Origin of the sequence: Nocardia sp. N2S4-5, assembly GCF_044628355.1 — a bacterium.
Lineage (GTDB): Bacteria > Actinomycetota > Actinomycetes > Mycobacteriales > Mycobacteriaceae > Nocardia > Nocardia wallacei_B.
Genome location: NZ_JBIUPM010000001.1, coordinates 242115 through 264414 on the forward strand (window position 1 = coordinate 242115; position 22300 = coordinate 264414).

Sequence of the window (22300 nt, forward strand, 5' to 3'; positions counted from 1 at the left end):
GCGGGCGCGATGAGCGATCCTCACGACTCGGTCATGGAATCGGCCCTGGGACAGGGTGAGCAACGCATCCGCGCGACCGTCGTGGAACTGCTCGAGGCCGAGGGCTACGACGCGATACAGGTGCGCGAGGTCGCCCGGCGGGCGCGGGTCTCACTGGCCAAGATCTACAAGCTGTACGGCACCCGCGACGAACTCATCCTCGCGGCGCTGGACTGGTGGATGGCCGAGAATTGCTACGCCCGCATGCCCGAATACGTTGTCCGCCCGGGCGAATCACTGCACACCGGGATGATGCGGGTGCTGCGCCCGGTGTTCGAGCCGTGGGAAGACCATCCGGGCCTGCTCGCCGCCTACTTCCGCGCCCGCGCCTCAGCGGGCGGGCAGACCCTGATGAGCCACGGCATCGATGCCGTCTTCCCCGCCGCCATGGCCGTGCTCGGCGATGTGGACATGGACTTCATCCACGACCTCTACGCGATTCTCAACAGCCTGGTGTACGGGCTGATGGGCCAGTTCTCGTCCGGAGAGATCGCGGTGACCGACATCGTGCCCGCCATCGACCGCACTTTGTACTGGATGACCGCCGGATACGACGCCACCCGCTGACGACTACGCCCGAATCGAATCCACCGCCCACCCCGGAGGCAGCATGACCGACACACAGCCCACCATTGCCGAAGCGCCGCAGGGGAGTTCACCGGATTCCGGCGGCCCGCTCTACTGGGACCCCTTCGATCCCGCGATCGCCCGCGACCCGTACCCGATCTACCGGCGACTGCGCGCGGAGGCGCCGCTGTACTACAACGACAAGCACGATTTCTACCTGCTCAGCCGCTGCGACGACGTCGACCGCGCCCTTCTCGACTGGGAGACCTTCTCCTCCTCGCGCGGCCCGATCCTGGAAATCATCAAGGCCGGCATCGAGATTCCGCCGGGCACCCTGCTGATGGAGGATCCGCCGGCCCACGACATCCACCGCGGACTGCTCAAGAGCGTGTTCACCCCGCGCCGGGTGCTGTCGCTGGAACCGCAGATTCGCGAGATGTGCGTCCGCTCGCTCGACCGGCTCGCCGGGCTCGACCGGTTCGATCTCATGACGGCGTTCGCCAACGAGGTGCCGATGCGCGTGATCGGGATGCTGCTCGGCATTCCCGAGTCCGACCAGGAGTCGGTCCGCGACCGCGCGGACGCGAATCTGCGCACCGCTCCGGGTCAGCAGATGGAGGTGTCGGATCAGGCGATTCCGAATGCCGAACAGTTCGCCGAGTACATTGATTGGCGTGCCGACCATCCCTCCGACGACCTGATGACGGAGTTGCTGCGCGCGGAGTTCGTGGACACCGAGGGGGTCACCCGGACCTTGACTCGGCAGGAGATCCTGACCTACATCTCCGTCGTGGCCGGTGCGGGCAATGAGACCACGGCCCGGCTGATCGGCTGGCTCGGCTCGCTACTGGCCCGATTCCCCGACCAGCGCGCCGAATTGGTCGCCGACCCCCGGCTCATCCCGAACGCCATCGAGGAGACGTTGCGGTTCGAGCCCACCGGGCACGCGATCGCCCGGTATGTCACCACCGATGTCGAACTGTACGGCCGCACCGTGCCCGCGGGCAGCGCGATGATCCTGCTGATCGCCTCGGCCAACCGGGACGAGGACCGCTGGCCGGAGCCGGACCGGTTCGACATCCATCGCAAGATCAGTAATCTGCGAACGTTCGGTTTCGGCACCCACTTCTGCCTGGGCGCCGCGTTGGCCCGGCTCGAGGCGAAGGTGGCCCTGGAGGAACTGCTCGCCCGGTTCCCGCGCTGGGATGTCGAATGGGACAGCATCGCGCTGTCGTCCACCTCCACCGTGCGCGGCTGGGAGACCTTGCCGGTGATCATCGGCTGACTCGGCGCGCCGAATGTGGTTGGGTGGAAGCGACTTCCCGCGCGATTGATGAGGACGAGCGATGTCGTATCCACCGCCGGATCCGAACTTCCCGGTCCCGCCGACCGGATACCCGGCTCCGCCAGGACCGGTGGCACCGCCTCCGCACCAGTGGCCGGGTCCGGCCGGACCCGGTTGGCAGGGTGGCCCGCCGCCGACCGGTCGGCCGGGGCCGATGTTCGCTGTCGCGGCGGTACTTCTCGGCTTGCTCGCCGTCAGCCTGCCGCTGCTGCCGAACTACGTGATCGTCGATCCGACGAACCTGCGGCCGTTCATCGGTGTCCCGTTCGCGGTCGCCGGGCTGGTCTGCGGCATCGTCGGCTGTACCGGACATCGCCGCGCGGTCGGCCTCGCCATCCTCGGAATCGTGTTGTCGGCCCTCGGGCTGCTCGTCGAATTCATCATGATCGCGGGTCGGCTGTGACGAGCGCCGCCGGTCCCGCACCGCGCCGGTGACCGGGTTCACCGTGGTCGGTGTGGACGAGGTGGGCTGGGCCAGCGATTATTTGGCGTGTTGTCGGTTCGAGCAGGAGTGAACGCCGGTGAACATGCCGCAGCTGACGGTGGAGACCTCGACGACCCACAGTGTCGAGCCGGGGGAACGGGCGGAGTACTGGGCGGAACTCATCACCTCCTACCATCGGCGCCTGGCATACGAATTCCCCGGCGGCACCGACTTCCAGGGGCGCACGAAGCTGGCGCGCACCGGCAAGTACCAGCTGGTGGGCTGGCATTCCGACGATGTCACCTACGTCAGAACGGCCAAGCACATCCGCCGCGACAGTGACGACGACTTCCGGCTGCTGCTCACCTTCGGCGGGCGTGCCGACCTCTGGGACGACAGCGGCAGTTCGCCTCTGCCGAACGGTTCCGGCTGCCTGGTGTCGCTCGACCGGCCGTTCGGATTCGCGCTCGGCCAGGGCACCAGCGGTGTGCTGATGACCATTCCGCGGCACGAGATCACGCACCGCCTCGATATCGGCGACGGGCTCCTCGGGCGGCCGATGGACCTGACCGCGGGACTGGGACGCGTGGTGACCGGCATGCTGACCGGACTGCTCGACGAGTCCGGCACGCTCGACGGGTACCAGTTCGACGCCGCCTCGTCCCACATCGTCGACCTGCTGTGCATGCACGCCCGCGCGCAACAGCTGACCAGCGCGGGCCATTTCGACAAACTGGACGCGGCGATCCGCGAGTACGTCCGCTCGCACGCCACCGACCCCCGGCTGTCCGGTGCGACCATCGCGCGCTCGCTCGGCTGGTCGGTCCGGCAGATTCAGCTCGCGCTGCAGCGCTCCGGAACCACGCCGCGAGAGCTGATCCGGGAGGAACGTCTGCAACTGGCGAACCGGCGGCTGAGCGATCCGTCGTATCGGCACCAGAGCATCGCGTCGATCGCTTCGGGCCTGGGGTTTGGCTCGGCCAGCGCGTTCAGCACCGCGTTCCGGCAGCGCTTCGGCGTCAGCCCGCGAGACATCCGGTACTCCACCCAGTCCTGAGAGGTCCACCGGCCCCCCGCCCGCGGATTCTGCGCGTGACGGCAAGTTCGTTTCGCGTGCGCGAAACCGGCGCCGATGGCAGGCGACTAGCGTCCGGATTGCCACTAGTTGGCGGCGTACCCGCGGCGGATCGCGAGGAGGATCAGGTGCGGCCGGAGTTTCCCGCGGAAGTGTGGATCGTTTCGATCACCACGTTCCTCAGTCGATCGGTGGGGTTCCTCGCGCTGTTCTCCACGGTGTTCTACCAATCGATCGGGCTGAGCGCCGCCGCGTTGTCGCCGGCGTTGTTCGCGGCCGGTTTCGCCGGGGTGCTCGGATCGCTGGCGGGCGGATGGTGCGCGGGCCGGTTCGGGTCGACCGACGTACTGATCGCCGGTTCGGTGCTCAATGTGCCGCTGCTGTTTCTGCTCGGAATGCTTTCGGCGCAGCCTGTTTCGGCGATCGTGGTGGCGTCGCTGAGTGTCGCGGTGACGCAATCGTTCGCCGGGCCGGCGGCGGCCTTGGTGACCGGTTCCGGCTACCGGGGCAATACCGTGACGGTGGTCGCGTTCCACCGGATCTTCCTCAGCAGCGGTGTCACGGTCGCTCCGATCGTGGTCGCGATGGTCGGGGAGGACAACTTCCCGACGCTGTTCACGCTGTCCGCGTTCGGTTCGCTGCTGACCGCGGTGCTGTTACTGAGCGAGCGCGCGCGGCTGCGTACGGCGGAAAACGCTGCGGGACCGTCGAATTCGACGGAGACCGAGCTGCCGTTCACCAGGCGTCGCGGCTCCCGTGCGGCGCGATTGTGGGCGGTGATCGTCGTATTCGGTACGGCGATGGCCGTTTACGCCCAGAGCATGAGCGGAATACCGCTGTCGGTCGACCGGATCGCCGGCGGCGGGCACCTGTACGGCGTTCTGATCGCGGTGAATTCGGTGTTCATCATCGTTTTCGAGTTGCCGCTCAGCTTCGTGACGGCCAAGCTGCGCTGGAACTACGCGCTGGGGCTCGGAATCTTCGTGACCGGGGCCGGGCTCGCGGTCTGTGGTTTCGGAACCAGCTGGACCGTATGCATTTGCGGTTTCGTGCTGTTCTCCCTCGGTGAGGCCCTCTTCATTCCGCAGGCGAGCGCGGCGATAGCGCGGCTCTCGTCTCGATCGGACAATCCCAGATATCAGGGGTATCTGTCGGCGGCACAGTCGATCGGTTTCGCGGTCGGTCCGGGTATAGGCGCCTTCGGGGTATTGCACGACCTGTCGCTCTATTGGGCGCTGGTGGTACAGATTTCGCTGGTCGCGGGGGCGGTGGCGGTGGTAGCGGGGGTAAACGAGAACAGGAGTCCGTCCCGTGTCGGATAATTCGGTTTTGATCGTGGACCCGGTGAGTTCGGGCAGGCTGTATCCCGCCGTGCTCGCGGAATTCGGCATCGAGACGATACTGCTGGATACCGCGCAGGCGCGGGTGTCGGGGTTTCGTACCGCGCCCACTCCGGGTGCGCTGAATTTCCAGGCGGATTTCGGGGCATCGTACGAGCTGCTGCTCCGGATGTGCCGGGACCGCGCGGTGAACTATGTCATCGCCGGTTCGGAGCCCGGCGTCGAATTGTGTGAACGATTGCGCGCCGACCTGCCCGATTGCCCCGGCAGCGATACGGCGCTGCCGATGCGGCGCTGGGACAAGCAGTACATGTTCGAGGCGCTGGCGGCGGCGGGCGTTCCCAGCCTGACGACGCGGGCGGTAGAGACGCCCGACGCCATTCCGGCCGCGGCCCTCGCGGAGCTGCGCGGTGGCCGGAAGCTGGTGGTCAAGCCCGCTCGCGGGGCGGCCTCGGTGGACGTCCGATCGGTCGAGACCCCCGCCGAGTTGACCGCCGCCGTCGCCGCCATCACCGAAGGCGCCGGATTGTTCGGGGCCGGTTCGGCCGCCCTGATTCAGCAGATGTATCCCGCTCCCCGAGTCGAATACGCCGTCGACACGTTCTCCACCGAGCACGGTCACGAACTGCTGTGTGTGAGCGTGTACGACAAATGGGTCTCGGCCGCAGGGGATTTCGTCTACGAGCGCGGGCGGTGGCTCGAGCACGACGACCCCGTGGTGGGCGAGCTGGGGGAGTACGCGTGGCAGGTGCTCGACGCCCTCGGCGTGCGCATCGGTCCCGCGCACATGGAGATCATGTCCGGCGCGCTGGGCCCCCGGCTGATCGATTTCGGCGCACGCGCGCACGGGATCGGCCATCCACAGCAGACCTATCTGCTCACCGGCAACTCGCAGATCCATCGCGAATGCGCTTATATCGCAGCACGTTTCGGGATCCGGACACCGATATCGGGCCGATCGCCCGGCTACACCCTGTCGCAGCGCGGCGCCCTCGTCCTCTTCAGCATCGATGAACCGTCCCGGTACCTCGGCGGGGCCGAAGCCGAACTGACGGGCCTGCCGGGTGTGCGGGAGGTCCGGATGGCGGCCGCACCCGGCAAGACCTACCCGGCCACCAGATCCATGATGGACTCGGTGGCCCTCGGCCTCGCATTCGTCGTCGCGGACGACGCCGACGACCTGGACCTCAGATGCGCCGACGTCCGCAAGCGAGTCGGCGACTTCTTCACGCCCGCTTGACGTTACGTCATGACGGAGGTCGAGGGATGCGAGGAACGCGTCCGGATCAGGCGTGGGTTCGGGCGGGTTGCGGTTCGGGGTGGGGCGCGTGGCCGGGGCGGGGGAGCAGTAGCGGGGTGGTGAGGATCAGGAGGCCCGCGGCGGCGAGTGCGGTGCGTGGCGTGGTGATCGTGGCCAGGAGGCCCCAGAGAGCGGTCAGGACGGCGATGCCGGATTTGGTCGCGATCGACCAGGCGGACAGGGTGCGGGCGATCCGGTCGGCCGGGATCTGGTCGAGGCGGTAGGTGGCCAGCACCGGGTTGTATACGGCGCAGCAGGTGATCAGGCCGAGTTCGACCGCGACGACGAGTGCCAGGCCGGGCAGGCCGGGGCCGACGAACGCCAGCCCGATCGGCCAGCACACGCGAAAGGCCCCGGCGGCCAGCAGGGTTCGGTATTGCCCGAATCGGGCGACGAACCGTGGGGCGAGCCGCGAACCGACCAGCCCGCCGAGGCAGGGCGCCGCGAACGCGAGCCCGTACTGCCACGGGCTGAACCCGAGGTGGCCGAGCATGAGGACCGCCATCAACGGCTGGGTCGCCATGATCAGTCCGTTGACCAGCACGGCGTTGCACAGCAGCGGGCGCAGGGTCGGATGGGTCAGCAGGTAGCGCCAGCCTTCGAGCAGGTCGGCGGCGCGTAATCGGTGTCCCTCGGCGCGTGCCGGGTGCGGCTCGTGCCCGCCGATCGCGCGAATCCCCGCGGCCGACAGCAGAAAACTGACCGCGTTGGCGACGACGGTCACGACCGGGCCGAACAGTCCGACGACGGCTCCGCCCAGCGGCGGTCCGAGCATGGTCGCCGTCCAGCTCGTGGACTCGAACCGGCCGTTGGCCACGAGCAGATCCTCGCGGCGCACAAGCGCTTTCAGGTACGCGCCGCTCGCCGCGGTGAAGGTGATGTCGGCGGCGGCGACCACCACCGACACGATCAGCAACTGGACGAAGGTGAGGCGGCCGAGGGCGTAGGCGGCGGGCACGCTCATCAGCACCGCGAACCGGAGCAGGTCCATCGCGATCATCACGGGCCGCTTGCGGCGGAACTCCACCCAGGGGCCGAGCGGCAGGGCGACGACCACCCCCACCGCCAGGCCCGCCGCCGCCAGTCCCGCCACCTCGCCCGGACCCGCGTGCAGCACCTGGATCGCGATCAACGCGAACGCGTCGAAGGCCAGCCACGTCCCGACCGCGCTCGCCGCGTACGCGGCCCAGAGCCACCCGAATTGCCGCCCCAGCGACCGCTTGCCCCGCATCACCCGCGCCGGCTCCGTCCGATCCGCATCACCCTGTGTCGAGCCGACATCGAAGCCGACCGGCGGTGACCCGGTCAAACAACCAGTCGTCCGGCAGGCCACAACCTGGCGTTGTACGGGCAGGTGGCCGTCGCGGGCGAGGCGCGGCGAACCCGGCCTCGGAGCGGCGGGGCGCGCAGCGAGGGTTCCGTAGCGCTAGCCGGTCAGCGGTTCGGCTGTCGTGCCATCGGCCCGGACACGCGTTGCGGCGCAGGGAAATCCTGCGGGCCGATCAGTGGGATCGGACGCCGGAGGTCCACCATGATCCCCACGGGGAAGGCGCGTTCGCGTTCCAGGACCGGACCGATTTCCGGGACCAGGATCGCGATCGTGACGGTGCAGTCGCCGGGTCCGAGGGCTACCAGGCGGCCGTCGCGGACGGTGGCGGCGACGGGCAGGAGCAGCAGCGTGGCCTCGAGTTCGAGTTCGAAGCGGCCCACCGTGTTTCCGTCGACGGTGATGTCGAATTGCGGGCGGCAGGTCCGGGTGATCTCATGCGCGAGCAGGTCGACCTGTTCGGTACCGCCCGCCCTGGTTCGCATTGCCGCGTCGCGCAGCTGTTCATAACGCCGCCAGCCCGCGACCGCGACGCCGCCGATATCGAACGCGAGCAAACCGTCTACGGCCGTGGCGATTTCGCGTAGCGCGGCGGCTCGCAGGAGCGCGGTGACGGCGGGCGCACGTCGCAGCGCCAGATCGTCGACACCGCTTGTGCGGAGGTGCTCGGTCAACTCACGCTCGACGGCCTCGCGCGGAGCGTACCCGAACAGCACCGTGCGGGCCGTGATGGATGGGGGATTCGTCATCGCGGAACCTCTTTCACGCGTACGGTCGGTTCACCGGCGCTGAGCCGGACTCGAACCGCCGGGCCCACGGGGTGAGCGAGTTCGCGAACCCGGACGGACGGATTCGCGTCGGCGACCACCCGTACGCGAACGCGGGGCGGGGGTGGCTCGTGCGGTGTACGGGCCACGTGCCTGCGCCACCAGACAACGAGTGCCGCCAGCAGGACGGCCGCCAGGAGCGTCAGGACGACGAGCGGACCGCCGATAGTGTTGTGCGACTGGGGAATATCGCCCGGCTGCGCGGCGATCGACGGTTGCTCGTCGGTCGTCTCCACGCCGGAGGACGGTGTGGTGATCTCCGCTGTCGGCTCGGTGGTCCTGCGCGTGGTAGTCGGCGTGGTGGTCTCGCCGCGCCGCGCGAAGATAGTGATCGGCGAGGTGGCGAAGTCGTCGCCACACGACACCTCGACGGAGTACGAGCCCGGCTCGACCTGAGCATCGACGGGGAGCGAGGCATCGAACGATCCTCGGTCGACCATCGCGCTCTGCACCGCCCCGGACCAACTCGGCGTGACCCGGGCCGCCGTGCTGCACTGCCAGTTGTCGCCCGTCACGCTGATCTGCGTGCCGCGTTCGGCCCTGGATGGGACGGAGAGAGTGGGATCCGGGCGTTCGCAGCTCCGCCCGACCGCACTGGGCGTCGTAGCGCACGATTCCACCTGACCGCCGGGTGGGATCGGCGAGGTCGGTGTGGGCACAGACCCCGCCGTCGCCGCTGTCGCACCGAGGACCCCCGCCGCCGACAGCGTGACGAGGAACGCTCGCACCGCGCCTCTCATGATCCACCTCCGGAGCGCGGACCGCCGAGAGGTGATCCACGCTGCGGTATCAACACTCGGCCACGCCCGGCCCGCGGGCACGAGTACCCCGCTACCTGTTTCGCGGGGAGGAGAGGTCAGCCGTTGATCATGCGATGGAGTGCGGCGAGGTACAGGCGGGTGGCTACTGCTTCCGGTGGCTCGGTCAGGGGGTCGGTGTAGGTAGCCGCTCCCGGCAGTCGGGCGCTGTAGGCGCGGGCCGCGGCGAACAGCACCGCGGTCAGTCCGGTCGAGCGCTGGATCGGGGATTTCACCGCCCAGGCGAGATGCTTTGCGCCGATGGGCAATTGCTTCTCACAGGCGATGCGGAGCGCGAGTTTGTCGAAGGGGACGCCGTCCCTCTCGCCGAACAGGGCGGGCGGCGAGAAGGTTTCGGCGACACGCCACCATCGGACGGTCTGGAAGACGTGCACGAGCCGGTCGGCGTACTCGTCGAGCAGCGCGGGGTAGAAGTGCGGAACCAGCCGATCGTGACGGAAGTTGGCGGCGGACTCGGTGCGCACGATCGTGTCGAGTTCCACTCGGGCGGAGGGAGATTCGACGGGATGGGAGAGCGCGCGGCCACCGGCGAGGATCGCGTCGGCGCCGCTGCCCGACAGGATCGGGCCGATGTCGCCGCCGAGGCCGCGGCGGGCGGCGAGCAGCGGAATCCCGGCGGTGACCTCCCAGAGCTCGGAGGTCCTCAGGCGTGCCATGGTCTGTTGCGCCAAGCGGACGACATCGTCGTGCGAGAGCCGGACGATGTCGTGCGTGAGTCCCAGCGCGGCGGCCGCCACGACCGCGTTGGTCTCGTCGGAGGCCTCGGCGGTGACGATCGTGACCGCGTGTGGCGTGCGGCCGAGAGCCGCGGCGACGGCGGCCACATAGATCGAGTCCACCCCGCCGCTGAGCAGGATCACCGGGTTGCCGGGGAGGGCGTCGCAGACGGCGCGGACCCGCGACCGGGTCTCGGCCGCGATCAGGTCCGCCGCCGCGTGCGGGTCCGTCAGCGTGCGGGCCGCCGGATTCGGCGTCGCGATATCGTCGAGCAGATCCGCCACGAACTCGATGGGCCGACCGGTCTGCGGCAGCGGCTCGGGCCGCGGATACTCGAACTCGCGACACGCCGAGCCGTTCGTGGCCGGGGACCTGGGCGGGCTGTGTCGCAAGCTTTTTCACCAGTCGTCGGGGTTGTCGTGGCGCCCGGCGAAGCGAGCCCGAGTCAAGGATGCCGGATTCGCGGGCGACCGGCAGCGTGGTCATTGCCACACGCGGTGAGCCCGGCACGACCTCGTTCGGTCACAGAGTCGCGAGGAGCGCTATGGCGACGCCGAGAAACAGGACCACCACCGCCACGACGACGGCGATCATGGCGATGCCGGTCGGCGGGAACGATCGTCGCGTGCGCGGCTCGGGAGCGGACAGCCCGGACGTCTGCGCGGTGTCGGGTGGGGTCGCGCCGGGGCGCACCCCACCGCCCTGCTCCAGGTCCGGGACACGTTCGGGGTCGGGATCCATAGACATGGCGGCACGTCCGTTCGGTTCGACGACAGGTTCATTCGGCGGCCTGCCCCGTCGGGCGTCGGCAACACCCGGGTGCGGCGGTTTGGACCCGCTTGCGCCGGGTAGCTCGCCGATAGGTTGCTGCTCGTACTCCAGCGGAAAGGTGTGGCTGATTATGGAATTTCTGCTGATATTGCTGGTGATCCCCGTGCTCGTCGCCATCGTGCTGATCCGGCGCAAGAAGGCGTCCGGTACCGCCGAGGATCCACCGCAGATCATGGGCAACGAGGGCAGCCGCAAGGCCGACATCTGACCCGCGCGGTCAGCCGATGTAACGCCTTGCGCGCGACCGTGATTGGGGCTCCTCGAGCAGCACCAGCCCGGCCTCGACATGCTCGGGCACGACCTTCCGGTGGCGCAGCACCCAGGGCAGCGAGGCGGCCGCCTCCAGCACGGCCCCGGGGGTCGCCGCGTCCTTCGGCGCGCCCGCGAGTACTGCGCGCGTCCGGCGCAGGGCGCTGCGGGCGGGGCGGCGCAGCCACAGCGTCCAGAGCGTATTGCGGATGCCGAGTTGCCGCCGTCGCGTCGCGTCGCGGCTGACCGACGGTTCGTGATGGATGATCATGTCCTCCTCCCACATCATCCACCAGCCCGCGGCGGCCAGGTCCAGGGCGAGCAACTCTTCCTCGCCGGGCGGTACCGTCAGGCCCGGCGAGGTGGTATTTCCCCGGACCGGCCGCTGTGATTGCTATCTGTTTGCGGCCGTCCGGGTTTGATCAGCTGGCCCTGGCCCAGTACCGCACGTCCCGGCACTGGGTGACGAACTCGGCCATCGACGTGCCGGATGCCGTCAGGTCGACGACGCCCGCGTCGAGGCTGCCCCCGAGGCCAGCGGCGGCGAACAACGCACCCGCCTCACGGTGGGCGATGAACTTGCAGTGGGCGTAGGCATCGCTGACGAAGTCGCGGGCCGGGGCCAGGCCGGCGAGTTCGGCCGCCGCCTTGTCGGTGGCGAGGATGACGACGGCGTCGTAGAGCACCGAGGGAGCGCCGTCGATCTTCTGGTCGGCCTCGACGCGCTCACCGTCGTCGGTGACCACGCCGCCGACCTTCGCCGCGACGATCTCGAGCATGGCCTGTTCGGCCTGCGCCGCCTCGCGCAACTCGGACAGCAGTTTCGCGTCCGCGCCGTCGGTGAGCAGCACGCCGATCTTGCGGCCCGCGAAGGTTTCCGGGCCGTTCAACAGGATGCTCAGCGCGGGCGAGGGCGCGAGATCGTGACGCGGCTCGCGCGCACTGCGGGCGGGTTCCGGCAATTCGGGCAGCCGCAGACCGTCGGCGACCGCCTCGGCCAGATCCTCGTCGACATTGCGCAGCGCGGCGACCACGCGAGCACGGATATCCACCCGATCGCACTTGCTCAGCTCGAAGACGAACGCGTCGATGATGTGCTGCTGTTCGACGCTGGTCTGGCTCGCGAAGAATTGATGCGCCTGGCTGTAATGATCGGCGAAGCTCTCCGCGCGCAGGCGGCGTTTCGGGCCCGCTTCGGTATCGGGATAGGTCCGGAATCCGCGCGTCGGATCCTCGCGCGGGCCCTTGATGTCGCCGGGCCAGGAATTGGGCTCGTAGTTGGCCCGCGTGGTCGGGTTGACCGTCGCCATATGGCCGTCCTGCTGGAATGTCGCGAACGGGCATCGCGGCGCGTTCACCGGCAGATGGGTGAAGTTGGGGCTGCCGAGGCGCTTCAGCTGCGTGTCGAGATACGAGAAGTTCCGGCCCTGCAGGAGCGGATCGTCGGTGAAATCGATGCCGGGAATGATGTTCTGCGTGCAGAAGGCGACCTGTTCGGTCTCGGCGAAGAAGTTGTCGACCACTCGGTTGAGCACCAGCTTGCCGACCCGGCGGACGGGCACCTCTTCCTCCGGAATGATTTTCGTCGGATCGAGGATGTCGAAGCCGAATCGGTCGGCGAAGTCCTCGTCGAACAGCTGCATGCCGAGTTCGTATTCGGGGAAGTCGCCCGCCTGGATGGCGTCCCACAGATCCCGGCGATGGAAGTCGGGATCGGCGCCGTTGATCTTCACCGCCTCGTTCCACACCACCGACTGCAGGCCCTGCTTCGGCTTCCAGTGGAACTTGACGAAGGTCGACTTGCCCTCGGCGTTCACCAGCCGGAACGTGTGGACGCCGAAGCCCTCCATGAACCGGAACGAACGCGGAATGGCGCGATCGGACATGATCCACAGCAGCATGTGGGTCGACTCGGGCGTCAGCGAGACGAAATCCCAGAAATTGTCGTGCGCGGTCTGCGCCTGCGGGAAGCCGCGGTCGGGCTCCTGCTTGGCCGCGTGCACCATGTCGGGGAACTTGATCGGATCCTGGATGAAGAAGACCGGAATGTTGTTGCCCACCAGGTCCCAGTTGCCCTCGCGGGTATACAGCTTCACGGCGAATCCGCGCACGTCGCGCGCCAGGTCGAACGAACCCTTGTTGCCCGCCACGGTGGAGAACCGGACGAACGCCTCGGTCCGCAGGCCCGCTTCCTGGAAGGGGTCGGCCCGGGTCAGATCGGTCAGCGGCTCGTAGTTCTCGAAATAGCCGTGCACGCCGAAGCCGCGGGCATGTACGACCCGTTCCGGAATTCGTTCGTGATCGAAGTGGAAGATCTTCTCCCGGAAGTGGAAATCCTCCAGCAATGCCGGACCGCGCTCGCCGGAGCGGAGTGTGTTCTGGTCGTCGCCGACGACCACACCCTGCTGTGTCGTCAGCCGTACGTCGTCCCCCTGCGCCTGCTGATGCGTCTCGCCGCCATTCCCTGGCTGATCTGCACGATTATCGGTCATCCCGCGGCCTCCTGCCGGTGTACGCCGAACCGTTCGGACATCGGAGCCCTACCCGGCGCGCAGGTGAACAAACGTGGCGGGGCGCTGGCTCCGGCCTACGTGGACACAATCCGCACCGAAACGGCGAAATCTGCCACCTTGAGCCCGATCGTGACCGCTGCGGCCGGGCGTCGTCTCGTTGCGCGGTCCTTACGGCTCCAGTGGATGAATCAAGACGTCGAATCGGGGGGCGTCCGGCCAGTGTGGGCGCATTGTGCCGACGCGGTGCCATCCCCAGTTGCGGTAGCGCTCGTATGCGCGCTGGTTGTCCGGATCGACCAAGAGTGTGGCACGGGTTTCCGGGCGCGTGCTCAGCAGTTCGTCGTGGAGGGCGTGGGCGATACCGCGTCCGATCTCGACGTCGCCGCGGCGATCAAGGACGCCGCGCGCGACACCGAGACCGGAGTCGTCGCGCCGCTGTTCAAGTTCCGCACCAACGGTCAACGGCTGCCGGGCAATTGGAACTCTCCACCCAATATCGCCCGCTGGGGATTCGACTATCTCACCCGCACCGCCGCCGCCAAATCCAACATGTACGTCAACCAGCCCGAGGAAACCCGCTACTTCTTCCTCGAATACGACAACCAGGATCGGCGGTTGTCCGGCGACCCCGACGGCACACTCACCCTCTACATCCAGCACGACTCACTCGGCCCCGAACACGAAGCGAATCGGCTCCCCGCACCACGCAGCGAATTCGAACTCACCATCCACACCTACTGGCCCAAACCCCAAGTCGACAACGGTGAGTGGACACCACCACCCGTGGTGCCTCGAACTCCCGCCTGACCCGGCCCCCGCGGACACAACCAGCACTGAGACGACCAAAATCTGCCACCTCGAGCCCGATTGTGACCGCTCCAGCCGGGCCGCCCGGCGCTGGTTGGTGATTCCGACAGCCATAGGCGTGGTGGTATCCGAATCATGCGGGTTTCCGGGCGTGCGCTTAGAGATTCGATGTTTGCACTCGTCGTGAGGTTCGACCTGCAAGACGCCGCCAAGGCTGATGGATTCGACCAGCTGGTAGCCGAAACGGTCGACGGCATCACCCGACACGAAGCGGGCACGTTGGTCTACTCAACCCACGTCGTGGAAGGAGAGCCCCTGGCCCGTGTCTTCTACGAGGTGTACCGCGACCGCGCCGCTTTCGACGACCACGAACGGCAACCGCACACAAAGCATTTCCTGTCCGAGCGCGACAGATACGTCTCCTCCGCTCGGGTCGAGTTCCTGACGCCAGTAGCCGCGAAAGGGCTCCCCACAGGTTGAGCTACAGCTTGTTGGTGATTCCACACCACAGAGCGAAACCGTGCACGGCGTCCACACTGCGCGCCTCAGCACGTGCCAATGCCCGCACCGTCTCATGAACCATCGGGTTATATCTGGTCTGCGAGGGTGCGATCGCGCGTGCCGGGTGGGATGACGAGAGCGTCGGCCCGGTTCAACGCCTCGACGCCATCCAAGCCCTCGACGGCCAGCGCCACCGCCCATGCCGTCAAATCCCGGCGACGGCCGACGCTCAGGCGCGGTTCTACGCTGAAGCGACAGCGCTCGAGGAATGCCAGCGCTGCCGTCCAGTCGCCGCCGGAAGTGAGGATTGCCGCACGGTGGAACTGACTCGTGGCAATCCAGAGACAATCGTCGGCTTCGGTTGCAGCCCAAGCCAAACGATCGATGGCTAGAGCAGCGAGGTCGGTGTATCCGAGTTTGTGCGCGAGACTGTGAGCCGAGTAGTACAACTCGCAAAGTAGTTCGAACGCCTGATCACGCGCTTTGCCGTGGTTGCGGTGCACAGCCGCACGTACTTCCCCCAGTAAGGGCGGCAGCGCATCACTCAATTTGTGAAACGCCGCTGCACGCCGGTAACGACAGACTTGTTGTACGTCCTCGGCGATTCGCGCAAGCGGCCGAATTTCGAGCACGCCGGAATTGTCCAGGTCGAAGGCTGCTAGTTCGGTTCGCAGAACTGCCACTGCGGCATGTACGCCGCTATCCTGACCAGGCGTGGGAGCGTACGGCTGACCCGTGAGGTCCGGAACGCCGACCCTGAGCGCCTTGGACACTGCGCCGAGGAACGCCGCGGAAGCTGGTACTGCGCCCCGTCCGACGGCTCGTACGAGACTGTGTGAAACGTCCGCTCTTGCAGCCAGTTCGCGCTGGGTGATCCCTGCCAGTTTGCGGGGCCTGTGCAACTCGGGAACCGATACTTCGACGGTCTTTCGGCATCATGTCCACCGCTCTATTCAACGCTCTCTGCGGGTCCCAGCGTGCCAAAAAGTTTGGCACTTCGTTGTCTCGAATTCCGGAAACGTCTGCGGCACCCGCCCGACCGTTTGCCTGGCCATGGCGAGCAGACTCCCGGCGGCGGGTGCCCCAGCGAAGTCGAGCCGAAAGGAAAGCATGGAATCCGGTGAACCGAATGACAAGCCGACTGCGATCTGTTTGGTGCGCGTCGATGTATCGGGTTTTGAGGCAGCGCGGCACGCGAGGCTGACGAAACGTCATGTGTCGGAAGCTGGTTATAGCTGGTGCATGCGACATGGGCCAGTTCATCACTAGGGGGACACAACGAAGCTGCGGTGATCGGCGGCGAGCGCACGACGCGGGTGGGTGGGCTTCTGGCCGTGTGGCGGCCCACTCATGACGCCAGGAAGGGAATCGAGGTGATGGCGGTGCGGGACAGCGGTGCTCGGCCGGAGGTGGTGAGGTTTGCTCCGGGGGACCGATCTGGCGGAGGCGCGGGCGCGGTGGCCGGGATGTCGCGCCGTACGTTGCACGCGGGAGGCGGAGTGGGGGCGTGCGATGAATCCGGACGGGGAGCTTCCGCAACGACCTAAAGCGGCGGGTCTCGAGCGGCCGCCGACGCTCACCTATACCGCGAGTCCGGACACGATCGCGAGATTCCTTGTGGCGCTGCGGAAGTGGGACCCGGCGTGCACGGTCGAGGTCGGACCGGTCGATGCCGGTCCGTCACGGCCGCTGTGGTGTCTGCGGGCGTGGACGAACTGATCCGGGCGGCGGCCTCGTCCAGTGCGGTCCCTTGACAAAAAAATTTGTCGGTGGAACTGTGGGGGCATGCACGACGTAGCGGTGATCGAGGATCCGGCGGCGGCCGAGGTCTCGCTGGACCCGGTTCGGGCTCGGCTGCTCGCGGAGTTGTCCGTACCGGGCTCGGCGACCACGCTGGCGCAGCGGGTCGGGCTGACCAGGCAGAAGGTCAACTATCACCTGCGCGCGCTGGAACGGCACGGGTTGGTGGAGTTGGTGGAGGAGCGGCGCAAGGGCAACTTGACCGAGCGCATACTGCGGGCGACCGCGGCGTCGTATGTGATCTCGCCGAGTGCGCTGGCGCCGGTTGCGCCGGATCCGGAGCGCTCGCGTGATCAGTTGTCGGCGCGGTGGTTGCTGGCGGTGGCCGCGCGCTTGGTGCGCGATGTGGGCGCACTGATCACGGGTGCGGCCGCGGCTCGCAAGCCGGTGGCGACCTTCGCCCTCGACGGTGAGGTCCGGTTCGCCTCGGCGGCTGACCGCGCCGCATTCGCCGAGCAACTGACCGCGGCGGTCACGTCGCTGATCGCCGAGTATCACGACGAGTCCGCGACCGGCGGGCGCGCCCACCGCATCGTGCTCGCCGTGCATCCGACAGTTCAACCACAAGAGAAGGGCTGATTCATGTTCGTACCCGTAACCAGCATTCCCGTGGATGACCAGGACAAGGCCCTGGCTTTCTACACCGACGTGCTCGGCTTCGTGAAGAAGACCGATATCCCGGTGGGCGACGCCAAATGGCTGACCGTCGTCTCACCCGACGCGCCCGACGGCGTCGAGGTACTGCTCGAACCCGACTGGAATCCGGGCATTCAACTCGAGGGCAAGCCGGCCGCGCAGGTGTACAAGAAGACGCTCTACGACGCCGGAATACCGTACACCATGCTCGGCAGCACCGACCTGGAACAGGACTACGAGCGAATGAAGAACCACGGCGTCCGGTTCACGCAGGAGCCGACGAAAACCGATTTCGGTGCACAGGCGGTGTTCGACGACACCTGCGGCAATCTCATCGTGCTCGCCCAGCAGGACTGACCTCGGTGGACGAGCGTCGCCTGGCGAAGGAGATCGAACTCGCCGCCACACCCGAACAGGTGTGGCGGGCGATCTCCACGCCGGAGGGCATGTCGATCTGGTTCGTGCCGCACGAGGACGCCGCCGGGGAACTCGAAGCGGATTTCGGCGGCGGCAACACCCAGGCCGGACGCGTGCTGGAGTCGGAACCGGGCAGGCGGATCGTGTACGGCGCGCCCGGCCCCGACGGCACCGCGCCGATGACCTTCGAATTCCTGGTCGAGGGCAGGGCGGGCGGCACCACGGTGCTGCGCCTGGTGCAGAGCGGGTTCTTCGGCGACGATTGGGAGGCGGAGTACGACGGCTTCGGCAAGGGCTGGGATATGTTCCTGCACAACCTTTCCGAGTACTTCCGATACTTCCCCGGACTGCCGGTGGCGAATATCGTCGCCACCGGCTTCACCTCCTCGCCCGTCGAGGCGGTGTGGCGCGAGCTGATCGCGTGTCTCGGCGCGGATCCGGCGCTCGGTGAGCGCGTGCGCCTCGCCCCGGCGGGCCTCGAACCGGTCGAGGGCGTGGTGGATCTGCGGGACCGGCTGCTGCTGGGCATCCGCACCGAGCACGGTTTCCACCGCTTCATGGCCGACGAACCGCACCACATGGTGAGTTCGGTGCAGTACTTCTACGGGATCCAGGTGGATCGCGAAACCCGCACGGCCGCATGGCAATCCTGGCTCGACCGGCTCATCGCGGGTGACCGGAAATGACAACCAGGCCTTGAATTGCGTTCCGCGCAACTATCTCTTATCGAAGATGCACTGGAGGTCAACTCTTTTCGGGCATACGTTGAGTCGTATCCGAACAGAGGAAGGAATCGACATGACCTCCACCCTGCACTCCGAACCGGTTTCCCTTGTGCTGCAACGGTTGCTGGCCGCCGAACGAGAGAACGACCCGCGGGCGGTCGCCGCACTGGAACCCGGCACCGACTTTCTCGCGAATCCGGACGCGGCCGCGCGGGCGACGCAGCTGAAGGACATCTATATGTCGGTGTCCGCCGACGGCGGCGAGCTGCTCTACCTGCTCGCGCGGGCGACCGGGGCGCGGTCGGTGGTCGAATACGGCACCTCGTTCGGGGTGTCGACCATCTACCTGGCCGGCGCCGTCCGTGACAACGGCGGCGGCACCGTGATCGGCACCGAAATCGAACCGGGGAAGGTGGCGGCGGCGCGGGAGAACTTCGCCGCCGCCGGTGTCGCCGATCTGATCGAGTTGCGGGCGGGCGACGCGCGCGAAACCCTCTCCGGGATAACCGAACTCGTCGATCTGCTGCTGTTGGACGGCTGGCCGGACCTGGCCCTGCCCGTCCTGCGCGTGGTGGAACCGGCACTGCGCCCCGGCGCCCTGGTCCTCATCGATGACGTGGACATGGATTTCGGGCGCGACGTGCATGGCGAACTCCTCGCCTACCTCGCCGCACCCGAGAACGGCTACCAGTCGGTGAAACTGCCGATCGGCGACGGCATTCAGGCCGCCGTCCGGCTCTAGCCCGAAAATGCCGTCAGCCGAAGGGAACTCCGCTCGGGAACAGGCTGGCGTCGGAGCTGACGACGCCGTCCGGGTCGTCGGCGTACTCGCCCGCGCAGTCCCCGGCGAGCGCGGCGCGCACCTGGTCCAGCACGACGGGAAGCACCGGCTCGAGGGTGTGGTCGACGCCGCCGTTGCCGAGCGAGGCGAACGGGGTCATCCGGCATTGCCCCCCGTCGAGGCGGCCGTCGGTCCACTCGCGGGCGCTGCGCACGGCGTAGTAGGCGGTGTCGCCCGGAGTGTCGTCACCGGCGTTGAGCGCGGTCATGAAGTCCGTGCCGGGGCACACCTCGGGACCGATGGCCTGCCCGCACGCCCCCGGTGAACCGTATTGCGGTGCGCCGATGGCGATGTAGGTGTCCACCGACTCGTGCCCAGCGAGCGCCCGCAGGTAGTAGCGGCCGCTGACGGCACCCACGCTGTGCGTGACCAAGGAGATCGGCACGCCCGGGTGCGCGGCCGCGGCGGAATCCACTGCGTCGGCGATGTTCTCGGCATCGGCTGCCATCGAGAAGCCCTTCAGGTCGAGCACGATCGGCAGGTAGCCGTCGCTCCGCAGCGCGGCGGCCATCGGCTGGTAGGGCAGCGCGCCGATGGCCTGGCCCGGCACTACCACGACGACGCCCCGCGGCGCGGTGTCCGCCTGCGCGGGGGCGGCGAGCACCGGTGCGGCGAGCACCGCGCCCAGCAAGGGAATCAGATGACGCGCTTTCACGAGCTTAGCCTAAGCTAATTTCTGGTCGAATGACCAGACATAAGCCGTGGTCGTCCGCCGCTCAGAGCGAGCCGACGAGGTCCGCCACCTCGCGGGCGCAGCCGTGCGCGATCGTCACGCCCGAGCCGCCATGGCCGTAATTGTGGATCACGGGTGTGGAAGAGGATGCGGCGGCGTCGATTTCGAGCCGCACCTCGCCGCGGCCCGGTCGCAGGCCGACGAGTGTCTCGAGGACCTCGGCCTCGGCGAGCTGGGGGACCAGGTCGCGGCAGCGGCGCAGAATCGATTGTGTCAGTTGCGGATCCGGAGTGCGGTCCCAGGCTCCGGCGTCCAGCGAACCGCCCAGGATGCAATCGTGGGTGCGCGGATGGACATAGGCCCGGCCCAGCGGATGCGCTTCGTCGCGCACCGACACCGAGACGCCCGGATTGGCGACCCGCACGATCTGGCCGCGAATCGGATAGACCCCGGCGTCGTCGGCCAGCGGCCCGGCGCGCAGGCCCGCGCAGTTGATCACGACATCCGGTGCGAGATCGGCGAGTTCGTCCAGCCCCTGGACCGTGCGGCGTACCTGCCACGCGCCCGCCCGGTGCACCTGGTTCTCCAGCCACGGCAGATAGAGCGGCATCTCGAGCAGCGGGACGGTGAACCGGTAGCCGAACCGGTAGTGCGGCGGAAGTTCGTCCGCCCCCGCCCGCCGGAACTCGCGCACGGCCGAGGACCACGCGGGGATCGGCGGCTCGTCGCGGTAGACCGTGAGCGACTCGCACATCCGCGCGCCCGGAACACCGGCGCGCGCGAGGCGCTCCAACTGCGTGAACGTCTCCGCGCTCCAGGCGGCCACGCGGTCGGCCGGACCGGCCGCGGTGGGAAACCACACCGCGGCGGCGAGGAAGGAGGTCGACGAACTGACCGGCTCCGCACTTACCACGACGACCTCGTACCCACGGTGTAGCAGCTCGGATGCCGTTGTGAGCCCGACGATTCCGGATCCGACCACCACTGCTCGCACGTCGCCTACCCTAACACCATTGAGTGAGCCGTTGAATGACGATACATTATTCAGCGATACGATCCGAGACCGCGGGAGGCCGCCATGACCGACGCGCTACGGGACGAGGACGCGGGGTACCACAAGAGTCTCCGGCCGCGGCAGCTGCAGATGATCGCGATCGGCGGCGCGATCGGGACGGGCCTGTTCCTCGGCGCGGGCGGGCGCTTGGCCGATGCCGGGCCGGGACTGGTGCTGGTGTACGCCGTCTGCGGGGTGTTCGTCTTCTTCGTGCTGCGCGCGCTGGGCGAACTGGTGCTGCGCCGACCGTCGTCGGGGTCGTTCGTCTCCTACGCCCGTGAGTTCTACGGCGAGAAGCTCGCGTACGCCGTCGGCTGGATGTACTTCTTCCACTGGTGCATGAGCGGCATCGTCGACATCACCGCGATCGCCACCTACGTGCACTACTGGAGCGCGTTCAAGGCGATTCCGCAGTGGAGCATCGCGCTGGTCGCGCTGGCGGTGGTGGTGGCGATCAATCTGGTGTCGGTGCGCTGGTTCGGTGAGCTGGAGTTCTGGGCCGCGCTGATCAAAGTCGTTGCGCTGGTGAGCTTCCTGGTGATCGGCACCGTTTTCCTGGCCGGGCGCTTCTCGATCGAAGGGGACAGCACCGGGCCCGCGGTGCTGCGCGACCACGGCGGACTGTTCCCCACCGGGCTGCTGCCGCTGGTCGTCGTCACGACCGGGGTCGTCTTCGCGTACTCCGCGGTGGAACTGGTGGGCACCGCCGCCGGGGAGGCGGAGAATCCGGAGAAGATCATGCCGCGCGCGATCAATTCCGTGATCGCGCGCATCGCGTTGTTCTATGTCGGATCGCTCGTGCTGCTCGGACTGCTGTTGCCGTACACGGCGTTTCGCGCGGGGGAGAGCCCGTTCGTCACGTTCTTCGCGCGCATCGGCGTCCACGGCGCGGATTCGGTCATGAACGTGGTCGTGCTGACCGCGGCGTTCTCCAGCCTCAACGCGGGCCTGTACTCGACGGGCCGAATCCTGCGATCCATGTCGATGAGTGGCAGCGCCCCGGCCCGCGCGGCCGCGCTGTCCTCGAACGGCGTTCCGTACGTGGGGATTCTGGCGACCGGAGCGATCGCGCTGACCGGCGTCGGGCTCAATGCCATTGTCCCCGAACGCGCCTACGAAATCGTGCTGAACATGTCGGCGCTCGGGGTGATCACCGCCTGGGCCGCAATCGTGCTGTGCCAGTTGCGATTGTGGCAGTGGTGGCGCAGCGGGCGTGCCGAACGCCCCGCCTTCCGCCTGATGGGTTCGCCCTACACCGGGATCGCGACGCTGGTTTTCCTCGTCGGCGTGGTGGTGCTGATGGCGTTCAGTGGCGGCACCGAGCAGCGCAGCGCGATCATCGCGGTCCCCTTGATCATGGTCCCGGTGCTGGTCGGCGGCTGGTTCCTGCGCCGCGAGCGAACGACCGAACCCGCCCCGGCAACCCCCTCCGATACGAGCGCCACCGACCAGCTACCGATGTGACGACGCGGTG

At 67.8% G+C, this 22300-nt stretch carries 24 protein-coding genes and 1 pseudogene; 14 read left to right on the top strand and 11 right to left on the bottom strand.

Annotated elements, in window-relative coordinates:
* Positions 1-9: 9 nt before the first annotated feature.
* From ACFMRZ_RS01010 to ACFMRZ_RS01035, 6 genes are all read left to right on the top strand, one after another.
* Positions 10-606, top strand: a complete 597-nt coding sequence (locus ACFMRZ_RS01010) for a TetR family transcriptional regulator (RefSeq protein ID WP_280362128.1) — start codon at positions 10-12, stop codon at positions 604-606.
* A 43-nt stretch (positions 607-649) separates the two neighbouring features.
* Positions 650-1891 (top strand): cytochrome P450, encoded by a 1242-nt coding sequence (locus tag ACFMRZ_RS01015; protein ID WP_400177487.1) that lies wholly within the window; start codon positions 650-652, stop codon positions 1889-1891.
* Between the two features lie 61 nt (positions 1892-1952).
* On the top strand, positions 1953-2354 hold the full coding sequence (locus tag ACFMRZ_RS01020) for a hypothetical protein (RefSeq protein WP_400177488.1): 402 nt from the start codon (positions 1953-1955) through the stop codon (positions 2352-2354).
* A gap of 124 nt (positions 2355-2478) precedes the next feature.
* Entirely contained in the window at positions 2479-3432 is a 954-nt protein-coding gene (locus ACFMRZ_RS01025; RefSeq protein ID WP_400182745.1) for an AraC family transcriptional regulator, read from the top strand.
* A gap of 146 nt (positions 3433-3578) precedes the next feature.
* The gene (locus tag ACFMRZ_RS01030) at positions 3579-4772 is read left to right on the top strand and encodes an MFS transporter (protein ID WP_400177489.1); all 1194 of its coding nucleotides are present in this window, start codon (positions 3579-3581) and stop codon (positions 4770-4772) included.
* The gene (locus ACFMRZ_RS01035; protein WP_400177490.1) at positions 4762-6030 is read left to right on the top strand and encodes an ATP-grasp domain-containing protein; all 1269 of its coding nucleotides are present in this window, start codon (positions 4762-4764) and stop codon (positions 6028-6030) included. The genes ACFMRZ_RS01030 and ACFMRZ_RS01035 overlap by 11 nt, the downstream gene beginning before the upstream one ends.
* Positions 6031-6076: 46 nt before the next feature.
* On the opposite strand, the gene ACFMRZ_RS01040 is transcribed toward ACFMRZ_RS01035, so the two are convergent.
* The 5 genes from ACFMRZ_RS01040 to ACFMRZ_RS01060 form a co-directional block, all read right to left on the bottom strand.
* Complete coding sequence (locus ACFMRZ_RS01040; RefSeq protein ID WP_400177491.1) at positions 6077-7321, bottom strand: MFS transporter; 1245 nt, start codon at positions 7319-7321, stop codon at positions 6077-6079.
* A gap of 203 nt (positions 7322-7524) precedes the next feature.
* Positions 7525-8166, bottom strand: a complete 642-nt coding sequence (locus ACFMRZ_RS01045; protein ID WP_400177492.1) for a hypothetical protein — start codon at positions 8164-8166, stop codon at positions 7525-7527.
* Complete coding sequence (locus ACFMRZ_RS01050) at positions 8163-8984, bottom strand: hypothetical protein (protein ID WP_400177493.1); 822 nt, start codon at positions 8982-8984, stop codon at positions 8163-8165. Before ACFMRZ_RS01050 ends, ACFMRZ_RS01045 begins: the two co-directional genes overlap by 4 nt.
* Before the next feature lie 116 nt (positions 8985-9100).
* Positions 9101-10171, bottom strand: a complete 1071-nt coding sequence (locus ACFMRZ_RS01055; RefSeq protein WP_400177494.1) for an asparagine synthase-related protein — start codon at positions 10169-10171, stop codon at positions 9101-9103.
* Between the two features lie 130 nt (positions 10172-10301).
* Positions 10302-10526: a DUF6480 family protein gene (locus ACFMRZ_RS01060; RefSeq protein ID WP_400177495.1), complete on the bottom strand. Its 225-nt coding sequence runs from the start codon at positions 10524-10526 to the stop codon at positions 10302-10304.
* A gap of 154 nt (positions 10527-10680) precedes the next feature.
* On the opposite strand from ACFMRZ_RS01060, the gene ACFMRZ_RS01065 reads away from it, so the two are divergent.
* Positions 10681-10818, top strand: a complete 138-nt coding sequence (locus ACFMRZ_RS01065) for a hypothetical protein (protein ID WP_280275695.1) — start codon at positions 10681-10683, stop codon at positions 10816-10818.
* A 9-nt stretch (positions 10819-10827) separates the two neighbouring features.
* Here ACFMRZ_RS01065 and ACFMRZ_RS01070 read toward each other — a convergent pair whose 3' ends face one another.
* Both ACFMRZ_RS01070 and ACFMRZ_RS01075 read right to left on the bottom strand, forming a co-directional pair.
* Complete coding sequence (locus ACFMRZ_RS01070; protein WP_400177496.1) at positions 10828-11184, bottom strand: hypothetical protein; 357 nt, start codon at positions 11182-11184, stop codon at positions 10828-10830.
* 97 nt (positions 11185-11281) lie between these two features.
* On the bottom strand, positions 11282-13351 hold the full coding sequence (locus tag ACFMRZ_RS01075; RefSeq protein WP_400177497.1) for a catalase: 2070 nt from the start codon (positions 13349-13351) through the stop codon (positions 11282-11284).
* A 372-nt stretch (positions 13352-13723) separates the two neighbouring features.
* On the opposite strand from ACFMRZ_RS01075, the gene ACFMRZ_RS01080 reads away from it, so the two are divergent.
* Both ACFMRZ_RS01080 and ACFMRZ_RS01085 read left to right on the top strand, forming a co-directional pair.
* A complete protein-coding gene (locus tag ACFMRZ_RS01080; RefSeq protein ID WP_400177498.1) occupies positions 13724-14179 on the top strand; it encodes a DUF1214 domain-containing protein in 456 nt (151 codons plus the stop codon).
* 168 nt (positions 14180-14347) lie between these two features.
* A complete protein-coding gene (locus tag ACFMRZ_RS01085; protein WP_400177499.1) occupies positions 14348-14659 on the top strand; it encodes a putative quinol monooxygenase in 312 nt (103 codons plus the stop codon).
* A 107-nt stretch (positions 14660-14766) separates the two neighbouring features.
* On the opposite strand, the gene ACFMRZ_RS01090 is transcribed toward ACFMRZ_RS01085, so the two are convergent.
* Complete coding sequence (locus tag ACFMRZ_RS01090) at positions 14767-15363, bottom strand: hypothetical protein (RefSeq protein WP_400183061.1); 597 nt, start codon at positions 15361-15363, stop codon at positions 14767-14769.
* Between the two features lie 72 nt (positions 15364-15435).
* Positions 15436-15582 (bottom strand): annotated as a pseudogene (locus ACFMRZ_RS01095) (helix-turn-helix domain-containing protein); the annotation flags it as partial.
* Positions 15583-16465: 883 nt separating this feature from the next.
* On the opposite strand from ACFMRZ_RS01095, the gene ACFMRZ_RS01100 reads away from it, so the two are divergent.
* The 4 genes from ACFMRZ_RS01100 to ACFMRZ_RS01115 all read left to right on the top strand — a co-directional run bounded on the left by ACFMRZ_RS01100 (position 16466) and on the right by ACFMRZ_RS01115 (position 19000).
* The gene (locus tag ACFMRZ_RS01100; RefSeq protein WP_400177500.1) at positions 16466-17059 is read left to right on the top strand and encodes an ArsR/SmtB family transcription factor; all 594 of its coding nucleotides are present in this window, start codon (positions 16466-16468) and stop codon (positions 17057-17059) included.
* A gap of 3 nt (positions 17060-17062) precedes the next feature.
* A complete protein-coding gene (locus tag ACFMRZ_RS01105) occupies positions 17063-17473 on the top strand; it encodes a VOC family protein (protein ID WP_400177501.1) in 411 nt (136 codons plus the stop codon).
* Between the two features lie 5 nt (positions 17474-17478).
* Positions 17479-18219, top strand: coding sequence for an SRPBCC domain-containing protein (locus tag ACFMRZ_RS01110; RefSeq protein ID WP_400177502.1), 741 nt, complete (start codon positions 17479-17481; stop codon positions 18217-18219).
* A gap of 112 nt (positions 18220-18331) precedes the next feature.
* On the top strand, positions 18332-19000 hold the full coding sequence (locus ACFMRZ_RS01115; RefSeq protein WP_400177503.1) for an O-methyltransferase: 669 nt from the start codon (positions 18332-18334) through the stop codon (positions 18998-19000).
* 13 nt (positions 19001-19013) lie between these two features.
* Here ACFMRZ_RS01115 and ACFMRZ_RS01120 read toward each other — a convergent pair whose 3' ends face one another.
* Together ACFMRZ_RS01120 and ACFMRZ_RS01125 are read right to left on the bottom strand one after the other, a co-directional pair.
* Positions 19014-19754: an esterase/lipase family protein gene (locus ACFMRZ_RS01120; protein WP_400177504.1), complete on the bottom strand. Its 741-nt coding sequence runs from the start codon at positions 19752-19754 to the stop codon at positions 19014-19016.
* A gap of 61 nt (positions 19755-19815) precedes the next feature.
* Positions 19816-20766, bottom strand: a complete 951-nt coding sequence (locus tag ACFMRZ_RS01125) for an FAD-dependent oxidoreductase (RefSeq protein ID WP_400177505.1) — start codon at positions 20764-20766, stop codon at positions 19816-19818.
* An 84-nt stretch (positions 20767-20850) separates the two neighbouring features.
* Between ACFMRZ_RS01125 and ACFMRZ_RS01130 the strand changes: the two genes are divergently transcribed.
* Positions 20851-22290: an amino acid permease gene (locus tag ACFMRZ_RS01130; RefSeq protein WP_400177506.1), complete on the top strand. Its 1440-nt coding sequence runs from the start codon at positions 20851-20853 to the stop codon at positions 22288-22290.
* The last annotated feature ends 10 nt before the right edge of the window (positions 22291-22300 follow it).